Annotated in this window: 25 protein-coding genes, 3 tRNA genes, 3 rRNA genes and 1 pseudogene; 5 read left to right on the top strand and 27 right to left on the bottom strand. The window is 56.5% G+C overall.

What is annotated here, in order from left to right; genetic code table 11:
• Window positions 1–56: 56 nt before the first annotated feature.
• The 4 genes and pseudogenes from BTUS_RS17800 to BTUS_RS17235 all read left to right on the top strand — a co-directional run.
• Window positions 57–317: pseudogene (locus BTUS_RS17800) on the top strand (IS1634 family transposase); the annotation flags it as partial.
• Window positions 214–636, top strand: coding sequence for a transposase (locus tag BTUS_RS19155; RefSeq protein ID WP_083779956.1), 423 nt, complete (start codon window positions 214–216; stop codon window positions 634–636). The pseudogene BTUS_RS17800 and the gene BTUS_RS19155, both read left to right, overlap by 104 nt.
• Window positions 637–1,055: 419 nt before the next feature.
• Window positions 1,056–1,481: a helix-turn-helix domain-containing protein gene (locus BTUS_RS00140; protein WP_169307920.1), complete on the top strand. Its 426-nt coding sequence runs from the start codon at window positions 1,056–1,058 to the stop codon at window positions 1,479–1,481.
• Window positions 1,478–1,948, top strand: a complete 471-nt coding sequence (locus tag BTUS_RS17235; protein ID WP_169307919.1) for a PIN domain-containing protein — start codon at window positions 1,478–1,480, stop codon at window positions 1,946–1,948. The genes BTUS_RS00140 and BTUS_RS17235 overlap by 4 nt, the downstream gene beginning before the upstream one ends.
• Here the strand turns inward: BTUS_RS17235 and BTUS_RS00130 are convergent.
• The 11 genes from BTUS_RS00130 to BTUS_RS00085 form a co-directional block, all read right to left on the bottom strand.
• On the bottom strand, window positions 1,945–2,172 hold the full coding sequence (locus tag BTUS_RS00130) for a hypothetical protein (protein WP_013074097.1): 228 nt from the start codon (window positions 2,170–2,172) through the stop codon (window positions 1,945–1,947). The genes BTUS_RS17235 and BTUS_RS00130 overlap by 4 nt on opposite strands.
• Before the next feature lie 112 nt (window positions 2,173–2,284).
• Window positions 2,285–2,551: a hypothetical protein gene (locus BTUS_RS00125; RefSeq protein ID WP_013074096.1), complete on the bottom strand. Its 267-nt coding sequence runs from the start codon at window positions 2,549–2,551 to the stop codon at window positions 2,285–2,287.
• Entirely contained in the window at window positions 2,548–2,913 is a 366-nt protein-coding gene (locus tag BTUS_RS00120; RefSeq protein ID WP_013074095.1) for a hypothetical protein, read from the bottom strand. Before BTUS_RS00120 ends, BTUS_RS00125 begins: the two co-directional genes overlap by 4 nt.
• Before the next feature lie 23 nt (window positions 2,914–2,936).
• Entirely contained in the window at window positions 2,937–3,176 is a 240-nt protein-coding gene (locus BTUS_RS00115; protein ID WP_013074094.1) for a hypothetical protein, read from the bottom strand.
• Window positions 3,173–3,343 carry a hypothetical protein gene (locus tag BTUS_RS18250; RefSeq protein ID WP_013074093.1) on the bottom strand — a complete coding sequence of 57 codons (171 nt, stop codon included), beginning with the start codon at window positions 3,341–3,343 and terminating at the stop codon, window positions 3,173–3,175. The genes BTUS_RS00115 and BTUS_RS18250 overlap by 4 nt, the downstream gene beginning before the upstream one ends.
• Before the next feature lies 1 nt (window position 3,344).
• Window positions 3,345–4,256, bottom strand: a complete 912-nt coding sequence (locus BTUS_RS00110; RefSeq protein ID WP_013074092.1) for a site-specific integrase — start codon at window positions 4,254–4,256, stop codon at window positions 3,345–3,347.
• Window positions 4,257–4,410: 154 nt separating this feature from the next.
• Window positions 4,411–4,489: transfer RNA gene (locus BTUS_RS00105), tRNA-Arg, on the bottom strand.
• Between the two features lie 40 nt (window positions 4,490–4,529).
• Window positions 4,530–4,621 (bottom strand) — tRNA-Ser (locus BTUS_RS00100).
• A 174-nt stretch (window positions 4,622–4,795) separates the two neighbouring features.
• Complete coding sequence (locus BTUS_RS00095) at window positions 4,796–5,041, bottom strand: hypothetical protein (protein ID WP_013074091.1); 246 nt, start codon at window positions 5,039–5,041, stop codon at window positions 4,796–4,798.
• 50 nt (window positions 5,042–5,091) lie between these two features.
• Window positions 5,092–5,718: a phosphatase PAP2 family protein gene (locus tag BTUS_RS00090; protein WP_013074090.1), complete on the bottom strand. Its 627-nt coding sequence runs from the start codon at window positions 5,716–5,718 to the stop codon at window positions 5,092–5,094.
• Window positions 5,715–6,326, bottom strand: coding sequence for a DedA family protein (locus tag BTUS_RS00085; protein WP_013074089.1), 612 nt, complete (start codon window positions 6,324–6,326; stop codon window positions 5,715–5,717). The genes BTUS_RS00090 and BTUS_RS00085 overlap by 4 nt, the downstream gene beginning before the upstream one ends.
• Before the next feature lie 165 nt (window positions 6,327–6,491).
• Between BTUS_RS00085 and BTUS_RS00080 the strand changes: the two genes are divergently transcribed.
• Window positions 6,492–7,127, top strand: coding sequence for a DedA family protein (locus BTUS_RS00080; RefSeq protein WP_013074088.1), 636 nt, complete (start codon window positions 6,492–6,494; stop codon window positions 7,125–7,127).
• 291 nt (window positions 7,128–7,418) lie between these two features.
• Here BTUS_RS00080 and BTUS_RS00075 read toward each other — a convergent pair.
• The 16 genes from BTUS_RS00075 to dnaA all read right to left on the bottom strand — a co-directional run bounded on the left by BTUS_RS00075 (window position 7,419) and on the right by dnaA (window position 26,185).
• Window positions 7,419–7,506 (bottom strand) — tRNA-Ser (locus BTUS_RS00075).
• Window positions 7,507–7,532: 26 nt separating this feature from the next.
• Window positions 7,533–8,138, bottom strand: coding sequence for a pyridoxal 5'-phosphate synthase glutaminase subunit PdxT (gene pdxT / locus BTUS_RS00070; RefSeq protein ID WP_013074087.1), 606 nt, complete (start codon window positions 8,136–8,138; stop codon window positions 7,533–7,535).
• A gap of 2 nt (window positions 8,139–8,140) precedes the next feature.
• Window positions 8,141–9,025: a pyridoxal 5'-phosphate synthase lyase subunit PdxS gene (pdxS, locus tag BTUS_RS00065; protein ID WP_013074086.1), complete on the bottom strand. Its 885-nt coding sequence runs from the start codon at window positions 9,023–9,025 to the stop codon at window positions 8,141–8,143.
• 111 nt (window positions 9,026–9,136) lie between these two features.
• Window positions 9,137–9,280 (bottom strand): hypothetical protein, encoded by a 144-nt coding sequence (locus BTUS_RS18245; protein WP_013074085.1) that lies wholly within the window; start codon window positions 9,278–9,280, stop codon window positions 9,137–9,139.
• Between the two features lie 13 nt (window positions 9,281–9,293).
• Entirely contained in the window at window positions 9,294–10,508 is a 1,215-nt protein-coding gene (locus BTUS_RS00060) for a D-alanyl-D-alanine carboxypeptidase family protein (protein ID WP_123809187.1), read from the bottom strand.
• Between the two features lie 185 nt (window positions 10,509–10,693).
• The gene (gene guaB, locus BTUS_RS00055) at window positions 10,694–12,151 is read right to left on the bottom strand and encodes an IMP dehydrogenase (RefSeq protein ID WP_013074083.1); all 1,458 of its coding nucleotides are present in this window, start codon (window positions 12,149–12,151) and stop codon (window positions 10,694–10,696) included.
• Between the two features lie 126 nt (window positions 12,152–12,277).
• Window positions 12,278–12,394 (bottom strand): 5S ribosomal RNA (gene rrf, locus BTUS_RS00050).
• A gap of 34 nt (window positions 12,395–12,428) precedes the next feature.
• A 23S ribosomal RNA gene (locus tag BTUS_RS00045) occupies window positions 12,429–15,354 on the bottom strand.
• 103 nt (window positions 15,355–15,457) lie between these two features.
• Window positions 15,458–16,997 (bottom strand): 16S ribosomal RNA (locus tag BTUS_RS00040).
• The 16S, 23S and 5S rRNA genes sit together here, the layout of an rRNA operon.
• A gap of 348 nt (window positions 16,998–17,345) precedes the next feature.
• The gene (gyrA, locus tag BTUS_RS00035) at window positions 17,346–19,778 is read right to left on the bottom strand and encodes a DNA gyrase subunit A (RefSeq protein WP_013074082.1); all 2,433 of its coding nucleotides are present in this window, start codon (window positions 19,776–19,778) and stop codon (window positions 17,346–17,348) included.
• Window positions 19,779–19,797: 19 nt separating this feature from the next.
• Window positions 19,798–21,705 (bottom strand): DNA topoisomerase (ATP-hydrolyzing) subunit B, encoded by a 1,908-nt coding sequence (gyrB, locus tag BTUS_RS00030; RefSeq protein WP_013074081.1) that lies wholly within the window; start codon window positions 21,703–21,705, stop codon window positions 19,798–19,800.
• Between the two features lie 147 nt (window positions 21,706–21,852).
• Window positions 21,853–22,110, bottom strand: coding sequence for an extracellular matrix regulator RemB (gene remB, locus BTUS_RS00025; protein ID WP_013074080.1), 258 nt, complete (start codon window positions 22,108–22,110; stop codon window positions 21,853–21,855).
• A gap of 39 nt (window positions 22,111–22,149) precedes the next feature.
• Window positions 22,150–23,262, bottom strand: a complete 1,113-nt coding sequence (gene recF / locus BTUS_RS00020; protein ID WP_013074079.1) for a DNA replication/repair protein RecF — start codon at window positions 23,260–23,262, stop codon at window positions 22,150–22,152.
• 6 nt (window positions 23,263–23,268) lie between these two features.
• Window positions 23,269–23,490, bottom strand: coding sequence for an RNA-binding S4 domain-containing protein (locus BTUS_RS00015; protein WP_013074078.1), 222 nt, complete (start codon window positions 23,488–23,490; stop codon window positions 23,269–23,271).
• A 12-nt stretch (window positions 23,491–23,502) separates the two neighbouring features.
• Window positions 23,503–24,630: a DNA polymerase III subunit beta gene (gene dnaN / locus BTUS_RS00010; protein ID WP_013074077.1), complete on the bottom strand. Its 1,128-nt coding sequence runs from the start codon at window positions 24,628–24,630 to the stop codon at window positions 23,503–23,505.
• A 202-nt stretch (window positions 24,631–24,832) separates the two neighbouring features.
• Complete coding sequence (gene dnaA / locus BTUS_RS00005) at window positions 24,833–26,185, bottom strand: chromosomal replication initiator protein DnaA (protein WP_013074075.1); 1,353 nt, start codon at window positions 26,183–26,185, stop codon at window positions 24,833–24,835.
• Window positions 26,186–26,553 lie beyond the last annotated feature (368 nt).

Below are 26,553 nucleotides of genomic sequence, written 5' to 3'. Positions count from 1 at the left end.
AGAAAGCCCCGGGGTTTCTTGCGTGCCATGGATGCGATGGGTATGCACGCTATGTCTTTGCTCGGGACGAAGGGGCCCTTGCCAAGGAGGCTCTGCGGGACGGGAAGTTCTTGATTCGGACGAACACGACCATCCCGGCCGGGGACGTGGTGTTGTCCTACAAAACGCTGATGGGGATTGAGCGGGCGTTTCGACAGATCAAGAACTTCCTCGATGTGGGACCTGTCTATCCCTGGAACGAGAAGCGGGTACGAGGCCACATTTTTGTCTGTGTGTTGTTGGCGTATCTGTTCGAACAAGAGATGCAGGTGTTATATAGCAATGCTCCGCCGGCGGTATCACCGCTCTGAACGGCTGTACGTGGTCTTGGACAATTTTTCACCTCACAAGCATCGCACTGTGACTGAGGGGGCTGCAGAAAACAATGTAGAACTGGTTTTTACACCGACCCAGGCATCATGGTTGAACCGAACCGAATGCCATTTTGCGCCGTTGCGATCGTTTGTCTTGCGCGGGAGTAACTATCCCCATCATGAGGCGTTGGCCACAGCGATCCGATCGTACCTGCGTTGGCGAACCAAGCACAGCCGCCACGCCAGCCTTCTACGTGAGCAAAAGAAGATCAAAGTTGTCTGAAGGGGCACTAGGTATGAATGTATCCAAAAACAGCATTTACTGCGAACAAAGCGTTTAAATTTGTTATGCAATATATTAGGAAGATGATATCCAGGTGGTTGTATTTGTGAGATCTCCCACTTTTTGTGTCTGACAGGAATGAATCACTGCGGTTAGTCTTCATGATCGCCAAGTCCTTCCCTGGCCGATTCCCCTGATTGCTCGTGGGTAACAGCAGTCCATGGCCCCAACCCTCACTCGACCTCTTTCAGAATGGCGGCGATTTCTTCCCGGCTCAGACCCGTACCTTCCGCCACTTGCTCGACGGTCAAACCCATCCGCAAAAGTCTTTTGGCCACCTCTTGCTTTGCCTGCCGCTCTCCTTCTTCCCTGCCCTCTTTCCTGCCTTTTGCACAAATACTGTTCGTGGGGTGATGCAAGTGAACAGTATTGACACTTTTGACGGTAGCGAATATGATGGAGACAGGGAGCGTGATAAACCGATGAGACAAACGGCAGCAGTGGAACAAACAACAAAACAGGGTGGCAATTGGGTGACCACTGGAGAAGCGAAGAAAATGTTGGGCGTCAGTTCCGTGAATACGGTGAAACGCTGGGTGGCAGAGGGAAAACTTGAGGCCCGAAAGTTTGGCGAGACGGGCTGGATGCGGATTTCCGTTGAGTCGATTCAACGCTTGTTGCGGTCTGGAGATAAAAATGTCCAAGCGTTCCAAAACTTGAAACGGCGCGCAGATGCTATGGCGGACTTGGATTTTGACCTGACTGAGGAAGATTTGGATGCCATGTCCGATCGTCAAATGGGACAATTGCCCTGGAAAGAAGAGAAAAAAGAGACGGAGAAGTGACCCGCTCGGTTCTACCTATAGCTGTTGTTGATGCTTCAGTGTTGGTCTCAAACTCGAATCGAGAGCACCTTGTTACCGCTGCCTATGAGGGATTGTATCGTCCAATATGGTCGCCGTGGATTATCGCTGAACTTAATCGTGCTTTGACGTGGAATTGGATTCGAAATAAGGGTGGCCTAAGAGAGCGGACGCAGCTTTCAAAACGGTATAACGACATGATGTCTTTTCTTGCTTCTGTTTTTGACTGCGTCGATCCAAAACCACCATGGTATCCTGCATGGCCTAAATTGGCTGACGAAAATGATTTGCCTATTTCGTCCACTGCAAAATTCGCAGATGCGGATTACATCGTTTCAGCCAATGTGCGGGAATTTCCCCCTCAAAATGACGAAGGCAAACATGTTTGGGAGGGGGTTGAGTACATAACGGCTCCAGATTTTTTCAAACGCATTGGATATGAATGCTAACTTTTTACAGAACTCCAACGAAGGGAATGGAGGAGTTTCGCCAGTTTGGTGCCAACAACATCAAGCGGGAATATCCACCAAATGAACGCCCCGATGAATACGCGTTTGCGTTCCTCTCGGGTTTTCGGTTTTCCGCGAAAAAAGATCTCCATGGCATAACTCATTCCAAATGACACGAGGAGAAACACGACAACGACAATCATGATAAGCAGCGTCCTATTCATCGAATCACCTTCTGGTATCCATTCCCGTTCATGCGGGATTAAGGTTACCTGTGCACCCTCATATATACAAAACTTAGGAAAAATTGGCAAGAGGAGAGACGATTTTGATCGATTACACCCCCGCCATCCATTTGGCAGGCGGAAAACGGCTCCACGGGCCACGGGTGGGACGTATCCGTGGGAGATGCCGTGGGAGGCGCGTCATCAGTAGGGGAAAGTGTCCCTGACAATCCGGGCTGACAAATATGAGCACCGGCGTGGCCGTCTCGTAGCTCCATGCCGAGTTGAGATCGTCGGCCAGGGCGATGCCCGGGAGCGGATCAAGGCCCACGATGATGGGACGCCCTCCGAACCGGCGTTCATAGATGGCGTATCTCATTGTAAGACCCCCTCTGCGCTCATCGAGTGCCGGGTGGCCTCCCAACCGTCCCCCGTCCACGCCCATGCTTCCCCCATCTGCGGCGGCTCCATGTCGGAGAACGACTCCCATGATTCGGACCACGAATAGCCCGGGGCGGGGTGCCAAACGAAGGATTCGATGCAGAACGTCACGTCCCCCGCCCGGAACTGGGTGAACCACGACGTTCCATGTCCACACGAATCCTCATGCTCGTCCCGCCAACAGGCGACCGGCCGAGGCTTCTCCGGGACTTCAAGCGTCTCCCCCGGCACGGTGTCCCTGTTACGGCGGCCGCCCTCCACACGGACCAACCAACGGCCGTTTGTCTGGTATGCGATCATCCGCTTTGCCCTCCCCTCTTAATTCACCACGCCCGCCGCCGGTGAACGTCTTCCAACCACGAGACGAGGACCGCATCCTTCCACTGCCGGAGCTCCATGACCCGCCGTTCCTTGGTCTGATCGAACGGGGACAGCCGGGACACGTGCTTGACCTGCCTGACGAACCACGCGATGGCTTCCGCCGGTGACAGTGCGGTGATGTCCGGGAACTCAGTCACGGTGTACGTTCCTCCGCTCCGGTCTGTGAGGGTGAACATGCTCATCGCTTCACCTTCCTTGCCCGAAGCATGCTCATGCCGGTCCAATGGTCGCCAGGGCGCAGGCCGCGCATCTTGCAATACTGCCTTTTGGCGTCCCGGCTGTCATAGGCCCAAAAAGGGTACCACGAACCGTTTGGAGACTTGACCTCGTAGAGATGTTTCACCTTCATCTCACTTCACCTTCCTTGCCCGGGTACGTTGGGGCAGGAGGTTGGCGACGGGAGAAGCGACGGCGTGTTGCTGGTGTAGATCGGAGTCAGCCAGGTGGACGTATCGCTTGGTCATGACGAGAGAGGTATGCCCCAGTTGGCGCTGGAGGGCGAAGACGTGCCCACCGCCGCGCAGGAAAAGGATCGCAGAGCTATGCCGGAGCATGTAGGCGGTCAGGCGGACGCCGAGGCGCTCCCCGTACTTGGCCAGGCGCTGATCCCAACCGTGGACCGTGAAGCGGCGTCCCGAAGCGCTGGCGAATACTGGGACATCATCGGTCCAGTCGGCAGGACGCACGGACAGGAGCCGCCGGATGGCCTTGGCCGTCTGCGGGGATACGACCACCGTCCTGGCCGCCCTGGTTTTGGCGGTGCCGCTCGGTATGATGACTTCTAACGCCGCAAGGTTGAAATGATCGGGAAGCAACTGAAGCGCCTCCCCTGGGCGAGTGCCGGTGTCAAGCTGAAACAGCATCAGGGCATAGTCCCTGACCCCGGCGTATGTGTCTTTTCGAGGAAGAGCCAAAAGGCGTTTCAGGGTGTCATGATCGAGATTGCGCGGAGTGCCGTCATTCTTTCGTTTGGGGATGTTGTCCGCTGGATTCTTCGGCAAGTATTCCTCCCGGATACACCAGGAGAAGAAGGCCTTGAGGTACTCCCGTCGGAGGTTGTAATGGGTGGCGGAGAGCTCCCGGAGATCGGCAAAATGTGCGACCACCGCCCGTTTCAAGGCATGGTGGTCCGGCCATGCGTCCTCGTGCTCCCGGAAGAACGCGGAGACGTGCTTGCGATAGTCCTTGAGTGTGCGGACAGCCCTCCCCTCGGCTTGCTTGGTCAGCAAGAATTCCTCCAGTGCATCATGCCAGGCGAGCATAATAAAATAGCGACCTCCTTTTGATGAAACAGGATGCCGCTGCCGCTGAGTTGAGGAGAAACGGTTTTGCAGGTTAAGAGGGGGGTATCTGGGGTGCCTCAGTGGGCACTCCCGAGAGGCTTCAAACCCTTGTGGAACAAGGGATTTCGTGTGTTGGTGCGCCCGGAGGGACTCGAACCCCCGCAAGACGCGGTTTAGGAAACCACCGCTCTATCCACCTGAGCTACGGGCGCATGAACCTCGGCTGCGGCTTCGAAGGGCCGCAGTCGCGCATGGCGGAGAGAGAGGGATTCGAACCCTCGATACCCTTTTGGGGTATACTCCCTTAGCAGGGGAGCGCCTTCGACCAGCTCGGCCATCTCTCCACATTAGCCGTCAATCATTATATCACGCCAAGAGCACCTTTCTCAAGGAATCTGCGCCTCGCCATCCGCTACAGCACCTTACCCAAGGGTTACCCAAGGGCACCCGGGGATTTCCCGTTTAGGCAGGTCCGCAAATCCGGGCACACACCGACCTGGGCACGCCAGGATCCACCCTCAATGCCGATGGCGCAGACGCAGGATTGAGACCACCGTCATAAACCCAATAAAGACCCAAGTGGCCCAGAAAAGCCCCTGTGAGACATATTTTGCCGGGGGATAAGGAGAGATCCCTACAATCACCGATGTCAAAAAACCCATAGCGGTGATAAACAACGACCTTCCAAAGGCCCGGCGGTGCAGCGCCAATCGTTGTACCGTGAGGCAACCGGCAAACACGATCAATGCGATAAGAAGTTTCACAATCCGCCCCCCATTACTCCCTTTCGCCCGGACTGCTCAAATCAATCCTTTCATTTCGCCGCCCGGCGCCCCCGGGCATACTGGGCACATAGGCTCAACCAGATGGTACTCGCAATGAAACCACCGATCACGTCGCTTGGATAATGGACCCCGAGGTATATCCGACTGAAACCCACAGCGGCCACCAAGACCGCTGCACTGCCGGCAACGATCACTTTGGCCCGCCAAGAGCGCGCGTATGCCCAAAGGAGTATCGCCACTGACCCATAAAATGAGAAAGCTTCCATCGAATGACCGCTGGGAAAACTGTACCCCGCCGCATCGGCCAGACCGAATCCCGGCCTGGGGCGCTGAAAGACCCATTTGAGCAGCCCGTTTAACAAACTGGCTCCCGCCACTGCAAGAACAAAGAACGGAAAATCACCCCGGCGTTCCCTATCGCTGTACAGCCATAATGCAACGAGAACCGAAACAGGCACGACGACCACCCAGGAACCAAGATCGGTGATGATTTTCATCACCCAAGTCAACGTGGGCGAGGCGTGACTCCGTAACCAAATCAGTACGCCCCAGTCGAAACCCTTGGTCCACCCGCTCTGCACGGCCACCGCCAAACCGGCGAAAGCCACCAGTCCAACGATTTGAATCGCCCTGCTCGCCCTATCGCGCTTTGTCATCGTTGTTTTCGTTTTGCCCGCACCACAAAAATGACGATGGCTGCCAGCACCGCCACTCCGACTGCCAGGGTGAGCGGGTGCGTGTAATGCTGGATCGACTCCCAATGCTGCCCAAGCTTCACCCCTACCAAAGCCAACACCCATACCCAAGGGAGGGATCCTACGGCGCTGTACAGAATAAAGCGCCCCACGGGCATCCTGGCAATTCCTGCCGGCAGGGAGATAAAAGTCCGGATGGCGGGAAGCAGGCGCCCGACAAAAACAGTCACTTCGCCCCGGCGGGCAAACCAGTGGTCTGCTTGGTCCAAGTGCCGATGGTGGATCCAAATGTACCGCCCGTACCGTTCGAGAAAAGCTCGACCGCCCCTGATGCCGACGTAATAAGCAATTAAAGAGCCAACCACATTCCCGGCTGTACCGGCGAGAATCACCCAGCCGAGATTGAGGAATCCCCGCCCAACCATGTACCCCGCAAAGGGCATGATCACCTCACTGGGCAGCGGAATACAAGCGCTCTCCAGGGTCATGCCAATAAAAATTCCCAGGTAACCATAGGACTGGACAAGTTGAATCGTGAAATCGGATATGGCAGCCAGCAAACTGGACAATCGTTACACCTCACGAATACGTGATCCCTGCAGCGATTGGACACCCAACGGCACTACCTCCGCTCGGATAGTTGCATTTTCATCCGAAATCTGAGAGGATGTGTACGCCGGACGTGCAAAGAACGCAGTTAAACGCGGGACAACCCTCGCAAAGGCGGTGCCCGGATGGATGCATTGATCTCTTCATTAATGGCCTACGGTTACTGGGGTCTATTCCTGCTCATGGTTCTGGACCCGATCTTGCCGACTCCCAGTGAGACCATCATAACCCTCGCCGGCACGCTGATCGCGGCTAAAAAACTTGACCTCATCCCTTCCCTCGCGGCGGTGGCCGCGGGCTCAGTGATCGGCTCGGCCATCGCCTACGCCATTGGCCGCTACTTAGGGCGCCATGTCCTTGTAAAATACGGTCGTTGGGTCGGCATCAAGCCCGAACACATGGTCAAGGGAGAACACTGGCTGAATCGGTATAAAGTCCTCATGTTGATCTTCGGCCGATATATCGCCGGGGTGCGACAGGTGATCCCTTACCTCGCGGGGATCGGACGCATTTCTTGGTTTGATTTTACCGTTTACACCGTCATTGGGTCCATCCTATGGGCCGTGACTTTTCTTGTCCTGGGACGCACCCTCACAACGTTATTCCACCCCGTCGCGGCCTGGACCGCACGTTACTGGTACATCGTCGCGCCGGTGGTAATCGTCGGGCTCGGCCTGTTCATCTGGAGGCGACAGCAGACTCGTCATGCCCGCCAAGAACCCGGAGATCAAGAAAACACGCAAAACACGCCTAACGCATAACGAGACCTTCCAGGTGCCATTTTAACTTTGATCTCACGGGAAGGAGGGACCGTCATGCCACACAACCACGGAAAACATCCCCACGCCTATGACAGATCCGAAGGGAACGAACAGCCTCCTCGTGGTCCACATCGAATAACCATCTCAGACCGGTCTCCCGCCTGAGCAGCCCCTTAATCATACCACAGTCTCCACGTTCCCACGAGGGGCAAAACACGGCAGGAATCACCCGCAAGCAATAAAAACAGCGGATTCCATGGAAACCTGAAATCCGCCCTCCTGAGAGTTTTTTGGCGGACAGGGTGGGATTCGAACCCACGGAGGGTCTCCCCTCTGCAGTTTTCAAGACTGCCGCCTTCAACCTCTCGGCCACCTGTCCACGTTTGCGGCGCAAAGCGCCGCTGATTAAAGTCGAGAATCTGTACCGCCCACCGGCACCTCCGCGTTTCTGCACATCTCCGCGAAATACTCGTGGACGCGAGGATCTTCGGTGAGCTCTGGGTGAAAAGAAGTGGCCAGCAAAGTGCCCTGTCGCACGGCCACCACCCGGCCGTCGAACATTGCCAGCACCTCCACATCCTCCCCCACGGAGGTCACGTGCGGCGCACGGATAAACACGGCGCGAAACGGCGGCCCCGCAAAGCCTTCAATGAAAAGATCTGTCTCAAAACTATCTTTTTGACGTCCAAAGGAATTCCGAGCCACGCGAATATTCATCAGGGCGAGATGCGGTTCTTCGCCACCCTCGATCTCCCGAGCCAACAGGATCATCCCTGCGCACGTTCCGTATAGTGGAATGCCACTCTGGCCCATGGCCCGGATGGGCTCGAGCAACTCATATTTCCTCATTAGTTTCCCGATCGTCGTGCTCTCGCCCCCCGGTAAGATCAATCCCCTAAGCCCAGCGAGGTCCTGCGGCTTTTTGACAATCACCGGGTCGACGCCCACGTCCCGCAGCCTTTCCAGGTGTTCATGCACATCTCCTTGAAGCCCGAGAACGCCGATCTTCACGGTTACCAACCCCGCACGGCCAAGCGCTCGGTCTCTGCAAGGGTGGACAATTCAATGCCTTTCATCGGAGCCCCGAGGCCCTTCGACAGTTCGGCGATCAACTTGTAATCCGTGTAATGAGTGGTGGCTTCCACGATAGCCCGGGCAAACTTTGCAGGGTTTTCCGATTTAAAAATACCTGATCCCACAAACACGCCATCCGCCCCAAGATGCATCATCAGCGCAGCGTCGGCCGGAGTCGCCACGCCGCCAGCCGCAAAATTGACCACGGGCAACCGCCCGAGCCGCTTCACTTCGAGGAGAAGTTCGTAGGGACAACCGAGATTCTTCGCCTCGGCCACGAGTTCATCCTCGGACATATTCTGGACCTTGCGAATCTGGCCCATCATTGTCCGCATGTGTTTGACGGCTTCCACGATGTTCCCTGTCCCCGCCTCCCCTTTGGTTCGCATCATCGACGCCCCTTCAGCGATCCTCCGCAAGGCTTCCCCCAGATCCCTGGCGCCGCAAACAAAAGGGACGGTGAACTCCTTTTTGTTAATGTGATATTTATCATCCGCCGGCGTAAGCACTTCGCTCTCATCGATATAATCCACGCCGAGTGCTTCCAGAACTTTTGCCTCGACGTAATGCCCAATCCGAGCTTTCGCCATGACAGGAATGGAAACGGCGTTCATCACTTCCTCGATCACCGTCGGGTCGGCCATGCGGGCCACGCCACCGGCTGCTCGAATATCCGCCGGAACCCGCTCCAGTGCCATGACGGCAACCGCGCCCGCTTCCTCGGCGATCTTCGCCTGTTCAGCGTTCACCACGTCCATGATGACGCCGCCCTTTTGCATCTCCGCCATACCGCGTTTCACGCGGGACGTTCCCACTTCCACCATCCTTGGCGCCTCCTATCTGTGACCTGCGTCATCTATATATCATACGTCACAATTCCCTTCGTATCAATGGAAAACCCTTCGTCGTCCGGTTGTTCGGGCAGAGCGAATTCCTCAATCGTCCTGGGGACGGTTTTGCCCTGGGGCCATCTTCCGAAGAAAAGCCCGAAACATGAAAAATCCACCGACCAAAATCACCAACAACAGAACGGCGCTGAGTCCGATGCCCAACATACTCCACACCACAGCTTCTCGCATGTCGACCCTTCTTTCATAGACGCTTGAAGACGCTCTCCACCGCACCGGTGACGAAATGGATCAACCCGCGAAACATCATGCGGATGAATCCCGCCTTATCATCTTTCTCCACCGCGTAAAGGGGCAGCTGAAGCAGTTGCTGATCCCCGAGGCGGTATGATACGGTGCCCACCTGTTGGCCCTGTGCCACCGGGGCTTTGAGGCCTGGTGTCCATTGTACCGTTCGCACCAAATCGTCCGCTTTCGTCCCCTCGGGAACTAGGGGCGCCAAAGGGACCTGAGTGGTCACCGGTAGAGACTCGATGACTCCGTCGGGCACTTCTGCCTTTACATCCAATGGATCTCCGGGCTTTAGCAGCGACAGGGGCGTAAAATTCTTGAAGCCGTAATCGAGCAAGGCAGTGGTGTCCTTTTGACGGCTCTGATCATCCGGATCTTTCATGATTACAGAAATGAGCCGTACTCCGCCTTGTTGGGCCGTCGCTGTCAGGCAGTACCCCGCTTGGTCTGTAAAACCTGTCTTCAACCCGTCCATGCCCGGATACTTACCAAGGAGATTATTTGTGGCTGATACGTTAAAAGTGTGGTTCCTGATCCACATGTCATGGATCTTGGTGTAATCCAGAACCTCGGGGTATTTCGTAATCAGATCCCTCGCCAATATGGCCATATCCATCGCCGTAGTATAATGGTTCGGATCGTGGAGCCCGTCGGGATTCACAAAATGCGTCTGTGTAAGCCCCAACTCCTGGGCTTTTTCGTTCATCCTCTTAACAAACTGTCCGACACTGCCACCCACATATTCCGCGATCGCCACAGCGGCATCGTTGGCCGAATGTACGGCCACAAAGGTAATCATATCTTTCAGCGTAAACTTTTCCCGGGGATCGAGATACACCTCTGACCCGCCGGTGTTGTAAGCATTTTGTGAAATTGGAACGATATCGTCGAGGTGTGCCTTGCCATCGTGAATAGCCTCAAAGGTCAGGTACAGCGTCATCATCTTCGTCATGCTGGCGGGGTACCGTTTGTCGTCAGCGCCTTTTTCGTAAAGAATCTGGCCCGTCGCCGCGTCCATCAACACCGCAGAAGGCGCTGTCAAATGTGGGGGTGCCGGCCAGGCTACCCCGGCGGCCCGTCCCGGCATGGGCATTCCCGCCACCACGGCGGCCAAGAACACGACAACCGCGACAAACCCTACAAACCAGCGACGATGTATACGTCCCACCACTTCGCCCTCCACGATCAGGATCCTTCACATCCGGAGTCATTATACCACGCTCGTCCCCGAAATGGGCGAAATTATACCCCTCAACCACACGATCCTACTGTGGCGAAAGGATAGGGACCGCCTGCCCTGTGAGACAATCGCGAGGATGGGCGGGGGATCAGATTACGGTGTTATGAGGGCTCTTACACGCTGTAGTTGGGAGCCTCTTTAGTAATCTGAACGTCATGGGGATGGCTTTCCCGAAGACCGGCAGCAGTGATGCGGATAAACCGCGTATCCTCTTTCAGCTCGTGAATGTTCCGCACCCCGCAGTACCCCATTCCCGCCCGAAGGCCGCCGATCAGCTGGTATACCGTTTCGGACAAGGGGCCCCGGTAAGGTACCCGCCCCTCAATTCCCTCCGGCACCAGCTTCTTGGCGTCTTCCTGGAAATACCGGTCCTTGCTGCCTTCTTTCATCGCCCCTAGGGATCCCATGCCCCGGTAGACTTTAAAACTTCGTCCCTGATAAATTTCGATCTCCCCGGGGCTCTCTTCGGTTCCTGCGAGGAGACTTCCGATCATGACGGTATCAGCCCCGGCGGCAATCGCCTTCGTAATGTCACCGGAATATTTGATGCCGCCATCGGCGATGATGGGGATGTCGTAGTCCCTCGCGGCGGCGGCACAATCATAAATCGCGGTGATTTGCGGCACCCCGATCCCTGCCACCACCCGTGTCGTACAGATCGACCCGGGTCCAATGCCAACTTTGACGGCATCGGCCCCCGCCTCAATAAGATCTCTCACTCCTTCTCCGGTAGCCACGTTCCCAGCGATCAACTGTAGATTCGGGTACTTGTGCCGGATGGCCTTGACGGTGTCCAATACTCCTTTGGAGTGGCCGTGGGCCGTATCGACGACGATTACGTCGACGTTCGCCGACACTAACGCTTCTACCCGTTCAAACGTATCTTTCGACACCCCCACCGCTGCGCCCACCAACAAACGCCCTCGGGCATCCTTGGCCGCGTTGGGAAACTGCCGAGCCTTCTCAATGTCCTTAATCGTGATCAATCCCCGGAGCATATACTGATCGTCGACCAGGGGCAGCTTTTCGATCTTGTGTTCTTGAAGAATGCGCTTGGCTTCTTCGAGGGTCGTGCCGACGGGGGCGGTGACGAGGTTTTCTTTGGTCATGACCTCGGCGATCAGTCGGGAGTGGTTTTGTTCGAAGCGGAGATCGCGGTTCGTAATAATGCCGACGAGACGGCCCTTTTCATCGACGATGGGCACACCGGATATTCGATACTTGGCCATCAATTGTTCCGCTTCCGCCACACTGTGATCGGGAGTGAGGTAAATCGGATCGGTGATCACGCCGCTCTCCGAACGTTTGACCCGATCGACTTCTTCAGCTTGTTTGGCGATCGACATGTTTTTATGGATAATTCCGATGCCCCCTTCCCGGGCCATGGCGATAGCCATCTTCGCTTCGGTGACCGTATCCATTCCGGCGCTCATCAACGGGATGTTCAGTCGAATCTCCCGGGTCAGGCGGGTGCTCACATCGACTTCGCTCGGTAGAACCTCTGATTTAGCAGGAATCAGGAGAACGTCGTCAAAGGTCAATCCCTCTTTTTCAAATTTCCGGTGCCACATGTTGATTCCCCCAATGGTTGCGGTCGTGGATATTATGGCCAGTGTAGCAAACTCTTCCGCGGTGTCAAGGGCACCAGGGTAGAGCAAAGCCCCGCAGGTGGTTACCTGCGGGGCTTGCGGGAACGCGCCCGGCAACGTCCTACTCTCCCAGGGCCCGGCGGCCCAAGTACCATCGGCGCTGGAGGACTTCACTTCTGTGTTCGGGATGGGCACAGGTGTTTCCCCTCCGCTCTCGTCACCCGACCCTCGTTCCCTCAAAACCGAAAAGCCACCACAGCGCAAGAAAGCCTCGACCGATTCGTATCCGTCCGCTTCACGCCTCGCGGCGCTTCCACGCCGGACCGATCTACCTCGTCTTCTCCAAGGGGTCTTACCACCTTACGGTGTGGGAAACCTCATCTTGAGGCGGGCTTCGCGCTTAGATGCATTCAGCGCTTCTCCCTCCCCGACTTGGCTACCCAGCGATGCGCCTGGCGGCACAACTGGGACACCAGCGGTCGGTCCATCCCGGTCCTCTCGTACTAAGGACAGCCCCTCTCAAGTTTCCTCCGCCCGCGGCAGATAGGGACCGAACTGTCTCACGACGTTCTGAACCCAGCTCGCGTACCGCTTTCATGGGCGAACAGCCCAACCCTTGGGACCGACTTCAGCCCCAGGATGCGATGAGCCGACATCGAGGTGCCAAACCTCCCCGTCGATGTGGACTCTTGGGGGAGATCAGCCTGTTATCCCCGGGGTAGCTTTTATCCGTTGAGCGACGGCCCTTCCACTCAGTGCCGCCGGATCACTAAGCCCGACTTTCGTCCCTGCTCGAGACGTCCCTCTCGCAGTCAAGCTCCCTTGTGCCTTTGCACTCGCCGCGCGATGTCCATCCGCGCTGAGGGAACCTTTGGGCGCCTCCGTTACCTTTTGGGAGGCGACCGCCCCAGTCAAACTGCCCACCTGACACTGTCCCCCGACCGGTTCACGGCCGCAGGTTAGAAGATCAATCCGCCAAGGGTGGTATCCCAACGCCGGCTCCCCCCGGGCTGGCGCCCGGAGTTCTCCGCCTCCCACCTATCCTGTACATGACCGACCCATCTCCCATATCAGGCTACAGTCAAGCTCCACGGGGTCTTTCCGTCTAGCCGCGGGTACCCTGCATCTTCACAGGGACTACAATTTCACCGGGTCTCTCGTTGAGACAGCGCCCAAGTCGTTACGCCTTTCGTGCGGGTCGGAACTTACCCGACAAGGAATTTCGCTACCTTAGGACCGTTATAGTTACGGCCGCCGTTTACTGGGGCTTCGGTTCAGGGCTCTCACCCTTCCCCTTAACCTTCCAGCACCGGGCAGGCGTCAGCCCCTATACCTCGCCTTCCGGCTTCGCAGAGACCTGTGTTTTTGCTAAACAGTCGCTTGGGCCTCTCCTCTGCGGCTCCATCAGGCTCGGGATCCCTCCCTCACCCTACCGGAGCGCCCCTTCTCCCGAAGTTACGGGGCCATTTTGCCGAGTTCCTTAACGAGAGTTCTCCCGGTCGCCTTCGGATCCTCTCCGTGCCAACCTGTGTCGGTTTCCGGTACGGGCACCCAGGTCCTCGCTAGAGGCTTTTCTCGCCAGTGTGAACCCAGGGACTTCGGTACTCATCCTTCCCTCCCCGTCACGGCTCAGGCTTCCCGCCACGCGGATTTCCCTGCGTGACCCCCTCGCCGCTTGGACGGCCTCTTCCAGCCGGCCGCTCCCCTGTCCTCCTGTGTCCCCCCTTCGCTCAAACGGACCTCGGTGGTACGGGATTCTCCACCCGTTGCCCTTCGCCTACGCCTTTCGGCCTCGGCTTAGGTCCCGACTAACCCTGGGCGGACGAACCTTCCCCAGGAACCCTTCGGCTTTCGGCGGACAGGATTCTCACCTGTCTTTCGTTACTCATACCGGCATTCTCACTTCCCGCACGTCCACACGCCCTCCCGGTCGTGCTTCCCCCACGCGGGAACGCTCCCCTACCACAGTCTCCTGTCCGAGGCTTCGGTCGCGGGTTTGAGCCCCGTTTCATTTTCGGCGCAGCCGCACTCGACCAGTGAGCTATTACGCACTCTTTCAATGATGGCTGCTTCTAAGCCAACATCCTGGTTGTCTTCGCACGGCCACTTCCTTTCCCACTTAACCCGCCCTTGGGGACCTTAGCCGTCGGTCTGGGCTGTTTCCCTCTCGACCGCGGATCTTATCACTCGCAGTCTCACTGCACGGCATCCGACGACGGCATTCGGAGTTCGACTCGGCTCGGTAACCCTCGCGGGCCCCTCCCCCAATCGGTGCTCTACCGCCCCCGCCTTCCCCGCCGCACGCTCGCCCTCAAGCGATTTCGGGGAGAACCAGCTATCTCCGGGTTCGATTGGCATTTCACCCCTACCCCCAACTCATCCTATGGTTTTTCAACACCAACAGGTTCGGGCCTCCATGGCGTTTCACCGCCACTTCACCCTGGTCAGGGGTAGATCACCCGGTTTCGGGTCTGCCGCATGAAACTCTCGCCCTCTTCAGACGCGCTTTCGCTCCGGCTTCGGCCCTGAAGGCCTTAACCTCGCTTCATACGGCCGCTCGCCGGTTCATTCTACAAAAGGCACGCCGTCAGGCTTAACGTCGCCCTCCGACTGCTTGTCGGCACACGGTTTCAGGTCCTCTTTCACTCCCCTCCCGGGGTGCTTTTCACCTTTCCCTCACGGTACTCTCCGCTATCGGTCGCTGGGGAGTATTTAGCCTTGGGAGGTGGTCCTCCCGGATTCAAGCGGGATTCCTCGTGCCCCGCCCTACTCGGGGTCCGCCCCGGAGCCCGATCGGTTTCGGATACGGGGCTCTCACCCTCTCCGGCGGGCCTTCCCAGACCCTTCTCCTACCGACCCGGTTTCTCACTCCACATGGGACGCCCCTCGACCCCGGCCCCCTAAAAGACCGGTTTAGGCTGCTCCCCGTTCGCTCGCCGCTACTTGGGGAATCGCGGTTGCTTTCTTCTCCTCGGGGTACTGAGATGTTTCAGTTCCCCCGGTCTGCCCTCGACGACCTATGCATTCAGCCGCCGATGCCGCCTCTCCCAGACGGCGGGTTCCCCCATTCGGACATCCCCGGATCAACGCCTGCTTACGGCTCCCCGGGGCGTTTCGGCGTTCGCCCCGTCCTTCTTCGGCTCCCAGCGCCTAGGCATCCACCGTGCGCCTTTCCTACTTTCTCTCGCTGCGTGGCTTTTCAGTTCTCAAGGAACAAGAGAGAGCCTCGCTCCCTCAGAATCAAACAGTACGCCCACTCCAACCCCTTCGCCTTGCCTTGCTCCCTAGAAAGGAGGTGATCCAGCCGCACCTTCCGATACGGCTACCTTGTTACGACTTCACCCCAATCATCGACCCCACCTTCGGCGGCTGGCCCCTTCCGGTTGCCCCACCGACTTCGGGTGTTGCCGACTCTCGTGGTGTGACGGGCGGTGTGTACAAGGCCCGGGAACGGATTCACCGCGGCATGCTGATCCGCGATTACTAGCGATTCCGCCTTCATGCAGGCGAGTTGCAGCCTGCAATCCGAACCACGAACGGCTTTCAGGGATTCGCTCCAGGTCGCCCCTTCGCCCCCCGTTGTACCGCCCATTGTAGCACGTGTGTAGCCCAGGACATATGGGGCATGATGATTTGACGTCATCCCCGCCTTCCTCCGGCTCCTCGCCGGCAGTCCCCTGTGAGTGCCCACCCAGAGTGCTGGCAACACAGAGCAAGGGTTGCGCTCGTTGCGGGACTTAACCCAACATCTCACGACACGAGCTGACGACAACCATGCACCACCTGTCTCCTCTGTCCCAAACGGGAACCCCCCATCTCTGAAGGTGTCAGAGGGATGTCAAGCCCTGGTAAGGTTCTTCGCGTTGCTTCGAATTAAACCACATGCTCCACCGCTTGTGCGGGCCCCCGTCAATTCCTTTGAGTTTCAGCCTTGCGGCCGTACTCCCCAGGCGGAGTGCTTATTGGGTTTCCTTCGGCACGGATGGGCATCCCCACCCACACCTAGCACTCATCGTTTACGGCGTGGACTACCAGGGTATCTAATCCTGTTCGCTCCCCACGCTTTCGCGCCTCAGCGTCAGGCGTCGTCCAGCAAGGCGCCTTCGCCACCGGTATTCCTCCTGATCTCTACGCATTTCACCGCTACACCAGGAATTCCCCTTGCCTCTCCGACCCTCAAGCCATGCCGTATCCGAGGCCCCTCAGCGGTTGAGCCGCTGCCTTTCACCTCGGACGTGCATCGCCGCCTGCGCGCCCTTTACGCCCAGTGATTCCGGACAACGCTCGCCCCCTACGTCTTACCGCGGCTGCTGGCACGTAGTTTGCCGGGGCTTCCTCCTTGGGTACCGTCCCTCACCGGGTCCCCCCGGTGCCCTCGTCCCCAAAGCCAGAGGTTTACAACCCGAAGGCCTTCGTCCCTCACGCGGCGTCGCTCCGTCAGGCTTTCGCCCATTGCGGAAGATTCCCTACTGCTGCCTCCCGTAGGAGTCTGGGCCGTGTCTCAGTCCCAGTGTGGCCGTCCACCCTCTCAGGCCGGCTACGCATCGTCGCCTTGGTGAGCCGTTACCCCACCAACCAGCTAATGCGACGCGGGCCCACCCGACAGCGGGTTTCCCCTTTCCCGCCAAGAGCATGCGCCCCTGGCGCCTATCCGGAATTAGCGCCCGTTTCCAGGCGTTGTCCCGGTCTGTCGGACAGGTTGCCCACGCGTTACTCACCCGTCCGCCGCTGATCTCCCCGGGGCAAGCCCCGGGGAGACCCGCTCGACTTGCATGTATTAGGCACGCCGCCAGCGTTCGTCCTGAGCCAGGATCAAACTCTCCGTGAAAAGATTCATCCGGGCTTGAAGTGGCGTACTGTTTGATTCTCAAGGATCGAGGTGCCGCTTGAAGCGGCGACAAGAGATACTTTATCACATCCCGGCCGATAATGCAACCGGTAGTTCGTGGAAACGCCCGCGACGTCTGCCGCGCACCGCTTCCCGGCCGCCCCGGGGGTGAGCCCATCGGGGCAGCGAAGATGATTATAGGCCCGCGGAGGGCCCGGACTCAACCCGGGCGATCCCCGGATTCGCCAGGGCAACCTGCCTCATTCGCCCATATGCGCCCGCACGCTCAGGAATGCGCGATTTTTCACCGTCTGATACTGTGCTCCACCTTTCCATCGCTCCCTGGGGTCAATTCCCCTCTCCAGCGCAAACGACCTTCGCCACCGTGGAAACCTCTTCGTCTTCTTTTAGAGTAATCAGCTTCACTCCTTGGGTATTCCGCCCTTGGACCGAGATCTCATCCACGTGCATGCGGATGGCAATGCCCGTTGTGGTGATCACCATCACGTCCTCATCGTTCCTCACCATTTTGAGACTCACCACAGATCCGGTTCGGGCCGTTACATGCAGAGTTCGAATCCCCTTGCCACCCCTGGACTGATGACGATACTCCGTGATGGGAGTGCGTTTCCCAAATCCGCGATTGGTGACAACCAGGACATCTCCGTCCGGATCCACCACATCCATGTCGATGACCACGTCACCGCCCTGCAAATCCACGGCTTTTACACCAGCGGCGCCCCGGCCCATCGATCGCACATCCGTTTCCGGAAAGCGAATCGCCATCCCGGATCGCGTCCCGAGAATCAACTCCCGAGAACCATCTGTCATCCGGACCGCGATCAATTCGTCGTTTTCCCGAAGACTGATCGCCACCAAGCCCCCCCGGCGAATGTTTTCGAACTCGTCTAACGGCGTTTTTTTAATCGTCCCTTCCCGGGTTGCCATGATCAGATATTGTCCGCCATCGGTCGACCGAATGGGAACCACCGCCGAAATCTTTTCCCCTTGGTCGACGTTCAACAGGTTGACGATGGGAGTTCCCTTTGCGGCGCGCCCCAACTCCGGAACTTCGTAAGCCTTCAACCGATACACTTTACCCTTATTCGTGAAAAACAACAGGTAGTGATGAGAGGAGGTGATAAACAAATGTTCGACAAAATCCTCCTCTTTGGTGCCCATTGCCGTAATCCCGCGACCGCCTCGCCGTTGGCTCTTATACAGGGACATGGGTTGACGTTTGATGTACCCGTCGTGGGATAAAGTGACGGCCACCTCCTCCATGGGAATCAAATCCTCATCTTCAATCTCTCCTTCCCCGGCGGTGATGCGGGTGCGTCGCTCATCCCCGTATTTTGCTTTAATATCCAACAATTCTTCGCGAATCACCCCGAGAATTTTTTTCTCGTCCGCCAAAATCGCTCGCAGTTCCTTGATTTTTTCCACCAATTCCGCGTACTCTTCGTCGATCTTCTGGCGTTCCAATCCCGTCAACCGCTGCAGGCGCATATCGAGAATAGCCTGGGCCTGCTCCTCGCTGAGGTGAAACTGTTCGATCAACCCAGTCCGGGCTTCTTCCACCGTCTTAGACCCCCGAATCAATTCGATCACCGCGTCGATATGGTCGAGGGCGATTCGCAGACCTTCCAGGATATGAGCCCTCGCTTCGGCCTTTTTCAAGTCGTAGGTCGTTCGACGACGGATGACATCTTCCTGGTGCCGCAGGTAATACCGAAGCATTTCTCCCAGGTTCAAGACCCTGGGCCGCCCATCCACCAAACACAACATGATAACCCCGTAACTCGTTTGCAGAGCGGTATGTTTGAAAAGATTGTTCAAGACCACCCGCGGTTTGACGTCCCGGCGCAATTCGATGACAATTCGCATGCCCCGGCGGTCCGACTCGTCTCTTAAATCGGTGATCCCGTCGATTCGTTTCTCCCGAACAAGTTCCGCAATCTTTTCCACAAGACGAGCTTTGTTCACCTGGTAGGGGATTTCAGTGACGACAATTCGCGTTTTGCCCCCCGAGGCCTCCTCAATCTGTGTAGCCGCCCGCAAAATGATACTTCCGCGTCCCGTGCGATACGCGTCCAGGATCCCCTCGCGTCCGAGAATCAACGCCCCGGTGGGAAAATCGGGCCCTTTGATATGTTGCATGAGTTCCTCCACCCCGGCGTCGGGGTGATCGATCAGATGGATGACTCCGTCAATCACTTCCCCCAGGTTATGCGGAGGAATGTTGGTCGCCATGCCCACGGCGATACCTGTAGACCCATTGACGAGGATGTTCGGAAACCTCGAGGGAAGTACAAGAGGTTCTTTTTCGCTTCCGTCGTAGTTGTCGCCGAAGTCCACCGTCTCTTTCTGGATGTCCCGAAGTAGTTCCAGCGCGATTTTCGACAGGCGAGCTTCGGTGTACCGCATGGCCGCGGCTCCATCGCCATCCACGGAACCGAAGTTGCCGTGCCCGTCCACCAACAGGTACCGCGTGGAAAAGTCTTGGGCCAGCCTCACCAGGGCGTCGTATACGGCCGCATCGCCGTGAGGATGGAATTTGGCCAAAACTTGGCCTACGACCCAAGCCGATTTTTTATACGGTTTATCGGGCGTCATCCCCAAAAGGTGCATTTGGTAAAGAATTCTGCGATGAACCGGTTTCAACCCGTCCCGGACGTCTGGAATGGCCCGACTCACAATTACGCTCATGGCGTAATCGAGAAAAGACTGGCGCAACTCCTCGCTGATATCGACGGGTAGAATCTTTCCGGGATCGGCCATTCAGTTTGCTCCTTTCCGCTCAGATATCGAGATTGCGGACAAAATGAGCATGGGCTTCGATAAATTCGCGTCGGGGTTCCACTCGATCGCCCATCAACACGGAAAAAATCGCGTCCGCCTCAATGGCGTCCTGCATGCTCACCTGAAGCAAAGTTCGGCTTTCTGGATCCATGGTGGTCTCCCACAATTGTTCGGCGTCCATTTCTCCTAAGCCTTTGTAGCGTTGGATATCATTTACATCGCCTTTTAACTCGCCGACAATGTGGTCCCGTTCCTGGTCGCTGTAGGCGTACCGAACCACTTTGCCCTTCTGAATGCGGTAAAGAGGCGGTTGGGCGATGTAGACGTAACCGGCCTCGATCAGCGGGCGCATGTATCGGTAAAAAAATGTAAGGAGCAAGGTTCGGATATGGGATCCGTCCACATCTGCATCGGTCATGATTACCACTTTGTGATACCGCGCCCGGGAAATGTCAAAATCCGGCTCAATACCCGTTCCGATGGCTGTAATGATTGCCCGGATCTCGTTGTTGGACAAGATCTTATCCATGCGCGCCTTTTCCACATTCAGAATCTTGCCCCGGAGAGGAAGGATCGCTTGAAAATGTCGATCTCGCCCGCTCTTTGCAGACCCGCCCGCCGAGTCCCCCTCGACCAGGTACAATTCGGATTCAGAGGCGTCCTTTGACGAGCAATCCCATAGTTTTCCAGGAAGAGAACTCACCTCCAAGGCATTCTTTCTCCGCGTCAGTTCCCGGGCTTTCCGCGCCGCTTCCCGGGCTCGGGCTGCGGTGATACATTTGTCGACAATTTTTCTGGCCACCGCCGGGTTCTCCTCGAGAAAGACGACGAAGCGTTCTCCAAAAGCCGATTCGACGATGCCCCGAACCTCGGAGTTTCCCAGTTTTGTTTTGGTCTGGCCTTCAAACTGAGGATCGGGAATCTTTACGCTGATAATCGCCGTCAAGCCCTCCCGGACATCTTCGCCCGTGACATTGCTATCGCTGTCTTTGAGGAGGTTGTTTTTTCGGGCATAATCGTTGATCACCCGGGTTAGGGCGCTTTTAAAACCGGACTCGTGCGTGCCCCCTTCGTGGGTGTGAATGTTGTTCGCAAAAGAGTATAGGCTCGGGACATACCCATCGTTATACTGCAGGGCCACTTCGACCATGACATCATCTTTTTCCGCGGCGATGTAGACCGGCGGTTGGTGGAGGACTTCCTTGGATCGGTTCAAGTATTCGACAAAGGAGCGGATGCCTCCCTGGTAAGCGAACTCCTGACGGCGCCCATCCCGGGCATCCTCTAGGATGATCGTGATCCCGGCGTTCAGAAAAGCCAACTCCCGAAGGCGGCCTTGTAAGATGTCGTATTGAAAAACGACATCTTCAAAAATTTCCGGGTCGGGTTTAAAAGTGACCTGGGTGCCGGTTCGGTCTGTGGGACCGAGTCGTTCAAGCGGCGTGACGGGTACGCCCCGGGAATACCGCTGGCGGTAAGCGGATCCCTCCCGCCAGACCTCCACCTCCAGCCATTCGGACAGGGCGTTGACAACGGACACGCCGACGCCGTGTAAACCACCCGAGACCTTGTAGCCTTTCCCGTCAAATTTTCCACCGGCGTGAAGCACGGTGAGAACTACTTCTACCGTAGGCTTTCCCAGTTTCGGGTGAGTGCCCACGGGAATTCCGCGGCCGTTGTCGATCACAGTTACGCTGTTATCGGGATTGACCCGGACGACAATGTGATCGCAATAACCCGCCAGGGCCTCATCGATGCTGTTGTCGACGACCTCCCACACTAGGTGATGAAGTCCGCGGCTGCTGGTGGCGCCGATGTACATGCCCGGCCTTTTGCGAACGGCCTCAAGTCCTTCAAGAACTTGGATTTGCGATTCATCATACGTGAGGTTGGATTTTTCGGCCATTGACCACCCTCCCGGAATACCTCACATGCCTGATGGCAGATCAGTGACAAAAAAGAAGCCTGAATCCAATCAGGCGTACGTAACATTCGCGGTTCAAATTTTAGCACAGGGCGGGAAAAAGCGCAAAAATCCGCCCCTCTCAGCAATTTACCCGTCGACGTCGGTGATATACCCGGCCCGCTTTTTCAGCGTCAGGGAAGAAATGGGGGAAATGAAAACCCGGGTTTCGGTAATGACGATCGACTTCTCCGGACCCGATTCCACCCGAAAAACGAGTCCCTTTGCATCGGCCGCCTGAAGAAAGCGACGGGTGTCATCGCAGACATTCACCATCTTGTTATCGAGAATGGCGATCACATCTTTCGTTGACACCATCATATCCCCGCCGAGATGAATAAACAACATAGACACTCCCTTTTCCCAGTGTGCCTCCCGGCGCGATCGCTAGGGTGTTTTCGCTCGTATCTGCCCTGCTTCGACGACAAACACCTGAAGGGCGCCTGCCAGGGAGCCGAGGCCTTCAAGATGCGTAGTAGTGAGGAAAGTCTGCACCTGTGCCCCCATGGCCGATACGAGATGGACCTGGCGCACCGGGTCCAACTCCGAAAGGACATCGTCGAGTAGCAACACTGGGTATTCTCCCACTTCTTCTCGGATCAGTTCAATCTCCGCCAGTTTCAAAGAGAGCGCAGCCGTTCGCTGTTGACCTTGGGAAGCGAAGGCGGCTGCCTCCCGGTCGTTTAACAAAATCACCAGGTCATCCCGGTGGGGTCCGACGGAAGTGACGCCGCGAGCCAGATCGAGAGAACGTCTGGCCCGAAGTTCGTGGAGGTACATCTGGAACACCTGCTCTGGCGTCTGTTCGGGAGACACCTTGGCGTATGAAAGAGAGAGAACTTCCCGGTCTCCGCTGACCCGGCTGTGGATCTCCCGGGCGTGTCGCTCTAATGTACGCACAAACTGTGCCCGGCGCAGAATGATTCGACTGCCGTGACGAGCCAATTGGTCGTCCCAAATATCGAGGGTGTCCGTGATACGCTCTGTCGGGTTGTGATTTGCAGATTTTAACAATTGATTTCGCTGGGACAATGCCCGTACGTATTGCTGAAGATCCCGCAGGTACAAAGGACTAATCTGGCCGATCTCCATGTCCAAAAAGCGGCGTCGGACCTGGGGACTACCCTTGATTAACTGAAGATCTTCCGGGGTAAAGAGCACGACGTTCAACATCCCCACGTAATCACTGATACGCTGGCGTTCGATCCCTGCCACCGCTGCCCGCTTTCCGGACGTCGTCAAGGTCACCGACAGTTCGGAAGATCCCGTGTTTCGCTGGACGCGACCTTCGATCAGGGCGAACTGCTCGCCCCACTGAATGCACTCTGCTAAACGGTGGGTTCGGTGCGATTTCGTCAACGCCAGGATATCGATTGCTTCCAGGACGTTGGTTTTCCCCTGTCCGTTTTCCCCGATAAACACATTCACTGGAGCTCGCGTATCCAGTTGGAGATGCGGGTAATTGCGAAAGTGGAGCAACCGGAGAGATTCAAGACGCATGTCGACTCATTCCCCGCGGATCCGCCACGTGCCCCGGTCGGGACAAACGACAAGATCTCCGGGATAGAGTTTCCGGCCCCGGCGGGTCTCACGCTGATGATTGACGTAAACCGCTTTTGTTTCCAAGAATGTCTTGGCCGCTCCCCCGGTGGAAACCACGTTCAGTCGCTTCAACAATTGCCCCAAGGTGATAAATCCATTCGTCACAACCACTTCAATCTCCTGCATGGTGCACCTCCCCTACACGGTTCGAACAGGTAGCACGAGGTGCAAGTATTCCTGGCCATCTGTTGGGCGAAGAATCATGGGGCTCATCGTTCCGGTAAAATCGACAGTTAGCTGTTCTCCGTCAAAAGATCGCACGGCGTCGAGCATATATTTTCCATTGAAGGCGAGAGTCAGTGCATCACCAGAAAATTGGTCAAGGGGAACTTGTTCCGATACCCGTCCAACATCATGGGAATGAGCGCTGAGTTCGATTCGATCCGATTGCAGTTGAAGGCGAACGACTTGATTCTGCATTTCCCGGGCAATAAGCAAGGCGCGCTCCAAGGCGGAAGCAAAGGGGTCCCTGCGAATATGGATACGAGTTTTGAAAGTGGTTGGAATAATTTTTGACGTATCGGGATACTGTCCTTCCAAAAGCCTTGTGAAAAACCGGGTGGTGTCGGAAGAAACCAGTAGGGTGTTGTCCGCGATGGTCATGGTGACAGGTGTATCGTCCTCTGGGAGAAGTCGGGCCAGCTCATGAATACTTTTCCCGGGAACGACAGCAATTTCGGATGCCCCTTCCGGCCCCCCTTGTAAAAATAATTTCCGTGAGGCGAGGCGATGACTGTCGGTACCGATGAAGGTGATGGAGTCCGCGTCAAACTTCATGCACAACCCGGTTAGAACGGGTCGTGTCTCCTCGGCTGCGATCGCCACGACAGTTTGCCGAATGGCATCTTTCAGGTTGTCGCTGTGAATGAGAAATGGCTGATCGGACGCGATTTGGGGCAAACGAGGGAATTCCTCTGGATCGAAACCATGAAGGAGAAAGGCCGCTTGTGCAGATGTGATCTGCACGGAATAAGGTTGTTGAACGGTTAAATGAACCCAAGGGTCGGGGAGTTTCCGGACCAACTCAACAAAGTAGCGGGCGGGCAAAACGATGGATCCGGGCATCTCGATGGACAGGGTGTCCGAGTCCGCGGCAAGGTAAGTCTCGACCGCGATTTCCTGGTTAGTGGCGATCAAACGAAGGCTGTCCGTGTCGGCGGTCAGCTTGATGCCCCCGAGAATTGGCATGGTGGAATGGGCGGAGACGGCGCGTTGCACTTGTTGCAACGCAGCGGCGAGACTTTGTTGGTGAACATGGATTCGCAAGAGAAAAAACCTCCTTGGATGCGGTCTGAAGGGCGTAGCGTTTACATATAGTAGGAGTAAGAGGATTAAAAGATAAAGTTCATCATCATAATCAGTGCAGGTAAATTGTGGACAAGTCCAATAAAGGCTGTAGCTGCGCTGATTTTCTTGTGGATGAGGCTGTGGATAACACGTTCCATCAAAGTCCTCATTGTGTATGACTCTACGCATGAAGCAAGCGGTTTTTCAGATGTTGGATCAATTCGGCGAGATCAGGGTCTTCGGCTTGGGCCCGAATGATTTTTTCATGGGCGTGCATCACTGTGGTGTGGTCGCGTCCTCCAAACTCCATGCCAATTCGGGGCAGGGATAAAGAGGTCATTTCCCGGGCGAGATACATGGCGATCTGTCTGGGAAAAGCGACCGCCTTCGTGCGCTTCTTAGCCTTTAAATCTTCAACGCGCAAGGAAAATTGTTCGGCCACCGCCTTTTGAATGTCGGAGACGGTGATGGTTTGTTTGCGGTCAGCATTGATGATGTCCTTTAAGGCCTCAGCGGCCAATTCAGAATTCATGTCTTGGTTGACCACCGATGAGTAGGCGACGATACGAATGAGTGCTCCTTCCAGTTCCCGAATGTTCGTGTTGACTTTGGAGGCAATGAACGAAATCACGTCCTCGCCGATATCCAGACCTTCCGCCTTTGCTTTCTTGCGCAAAATCGCCACCCGGGTTTCAAAATCGGGGGGTTGGATGTCTGTAATGAGTCCCGACTCAAATCGGGAACGCAAGCGGTCCTCCAGGGTGGGGATCTCCTTTGGAGGCCTGTCGCTCGAGAGGACAATCTGCTTTCCCTCAAGGTGCAGCGTATTAAAGGTGTGGAAAAATTCCTCCTGGGTTTGTTCTTTGCCGGCGAGAAATTGAACGTCGTCCACAAGGAGAATGTCGACGGATCGATAGCGATTCCGAAAGTCAGGAACGGTTTTATAAAGAATGGCGTTGATGAATTCGTTCGTAAACTGTTCCGTGGATATGTACACCACGCGTTTTTCGGGATGATGTTTCAACACGTAATGCCCGATTGCCTGCATGAGGTGCGTTTTGCCAAGACCTACCCCGCCGTAGATAAACAAAGGGTTATAAGAAAGGGAGGGAGCTTCTGCCACGGCGAGACAGGCGGCATGAGCGAATCGATTATTCTCTCCGACGACAAAGCTTTCGAATGTGTATTTACTGCTCAATTGGGGTGGTGGAAAGTCGTCGTGAGTCCGCACCGGCGCCGGAGAAGCGGCAGTCGCTTGAGAGGCCGGTTGTTCGTAGGGCACCGAGTCCGGCAGGACAAATCGAACGTACAAAGGCTCGCGGCGAATCGTATAGAGTGCTTCTTGTACAAGAGGTGTATAGTGGCGTTCAAGCCAATCCCGGGCCAGCATATTGGGAACTCGGACCACCAACGTGTTGGCATCCAGGGTGACCGGGGATGCCTTTAAGAGCCATGTTTCAAAGGTGCTTGGACTGATCTGGGTGCGGAGTATGGAGAGGGATTGCTCCCAAAGTTCGACGGCGCGGGGATCCATAAAAGAGTGCCTCCTTACACGGGTGCGGTAGCGTTAGTCACAGGAACAGCTCCGGTTATCCACAGAAAAACGGCAAAAGGATGCCCTCCCACTTCCTGTGGAATAAGGGTGGGCGGAAACGGCACCGGGGGTGTTGTGGATAGCGGTCGGGTATTGTCCACATTGTGGACGGGCTGTCCACACAGTTATCCACAACTGTGCATAACCGCGGGGAGCAGGCGGGATTGTCCACATGTGAGTATCCCCATGATAGCAGATGGAATGGTCGGGGCCCAAAGATGATGATCGGCAGATCCGGGCGGTTATCCACGTTTGTCACAGGCGGAGAGCCACAGGCTGTGGATTGTGGATAAGTTTGTGCGCGGATT

Origin of the sequence: Kyrpidia tusciae DSM 2912 (assembly GCF_000092905.1) — a bacterium.
Taxonomy (GTDB): Bacteria; Bacillota; Bacilli; order Kyrpidiales; family Kyrpidiaceae; genus Kyrpidia; species Kyrpidia tusciae.
Note: the sequence above shows the minus strand (reverse complement) of the source record. Positions and strands in the feature narration are given on the sequence as shown.

Bases quoted from the DNA above. Each gene is read 5' to 3' on its own strand.
- BTUS_RS19155 (WP_083779956.1), top strand. From the start codon at position 214: ATGTGGGACCTGTCTATCCCTGGAACGAGAAGCGGGTACGAGGCCACA.
- BTUS_RS00130 (WP_013074097.1), bottom strand. From the start codon at position 2,172: ATGAATAGGACGCTGCTTATCATGATTGTCGTTGTCGTGTTTCTCCTC.
- BTUS_RS00125 (WP_013074096.1), bottom strand. From the start codon at position 2,551: ATGAGATACGCCATCTATGAACGCCGGTTCGGAGGGCGTCCCATCATC.
- BTUS_RS00120 (WP_013074095.1), bottom strand. From the start codon at position 2,913: ATGATCGCATACCAGACAAACGGCCGTTGGTTGGTCCGTGTGGAGGGC.
- BTUS_RS00115 (WP_013074094.1), bottom strand. From the start codon at position 3,176: ATGAGCATGTTCACCCTCACAGACCGGAGCGGAGGAACGTACACCGTG.
- BTUS_RS18250 (WP_013074093.1), bottom strand. From the start codon at position 3,343: ATGAAGGTGAAACATCTCTACGAGGTCAAGTCTCCAAACGGTTCGTGG.
- BTUS_RS00110 (WP_013074092.1), bottom strand. From the start codon at position 4,256: ATGCTCGCCTGGCATGATGCACTGGAGGAATTCTTGCTGACCAAGCAA.
- BTUS_RS00090 (WP_013074090.1), bottom strand. From the start codon at position 5,718: ATGACAAAGCGCGATAGGGCGAGCAGGGCGATTCAAATCGTTGGACTG.
- BTUS_RS00080 (WP_013074088.1), top strand. From the start codon at position 6,492: ATGGATGCATTGATCTCTTCATTAATGGCCTACGGTTACTGGGGTCTA.
- pdxS (WP_013074086.1), bottom strand. From the start codon at position 9,025: ATGGTGGAAGTGGGAACGTCCCGCGTGAAACGCGGTATGGCGGAGATG.
- BTUS_RS18245 (WP_013074085.1), bottom strand. From the start codon at position 9,280: ATGCGAGAAGCTGTGGTGTGGAGTATGTTGGGCATCGGACTCAGCGCC.
- guaB (WP_013074083.1), bottom strand. From the start codon at position 12,151: ATGTGGCACCGGAAATTTGAAAAAGAGGGATTGACCTTTGACGACGTT.
- gyrA (WP_013074082.1), bottom strand. From the start codon at position 19,778: ATGGCCGATCCCGGAAAGATTCTACCCGTCGATATCAGCGAGGAGTTG.
- gyrB (WP_013074081.1), bottom strand. From the start codon at position 21,705: ATGGCCGAAAAATCCAACCTCACGTATGATGAATCGCAAATCCAAGTT.
- remB (WP_013074080.1), bottom strand. From the start codon at position 22,110: ATGTTGTTTATTCATCTCGGCGGGGATATGATGGTGTCAACGAAAGAT.
- recF (WP_013074079.1), bottom strand. From the start codon at position 23,262: ATGCGTCTTGAATCTCTCCGGTTGCTCCACTTTCGCAATTACCCGCAT.
- BTUS_RS00015 (WP_013074078.1), bottom strand. From the start codon at position 23,490: ATGCAGGAGATTGAAGTGGTTGTGACGAATGGATTTATCACCTTGGGG.
- dnaA (WP_013074075.1), bottom strand. From the start codon at position 26,185: ATGGATCCCCGCGCCGTCGAACTTTGGGAGCAATCCCTCTCCATACTC.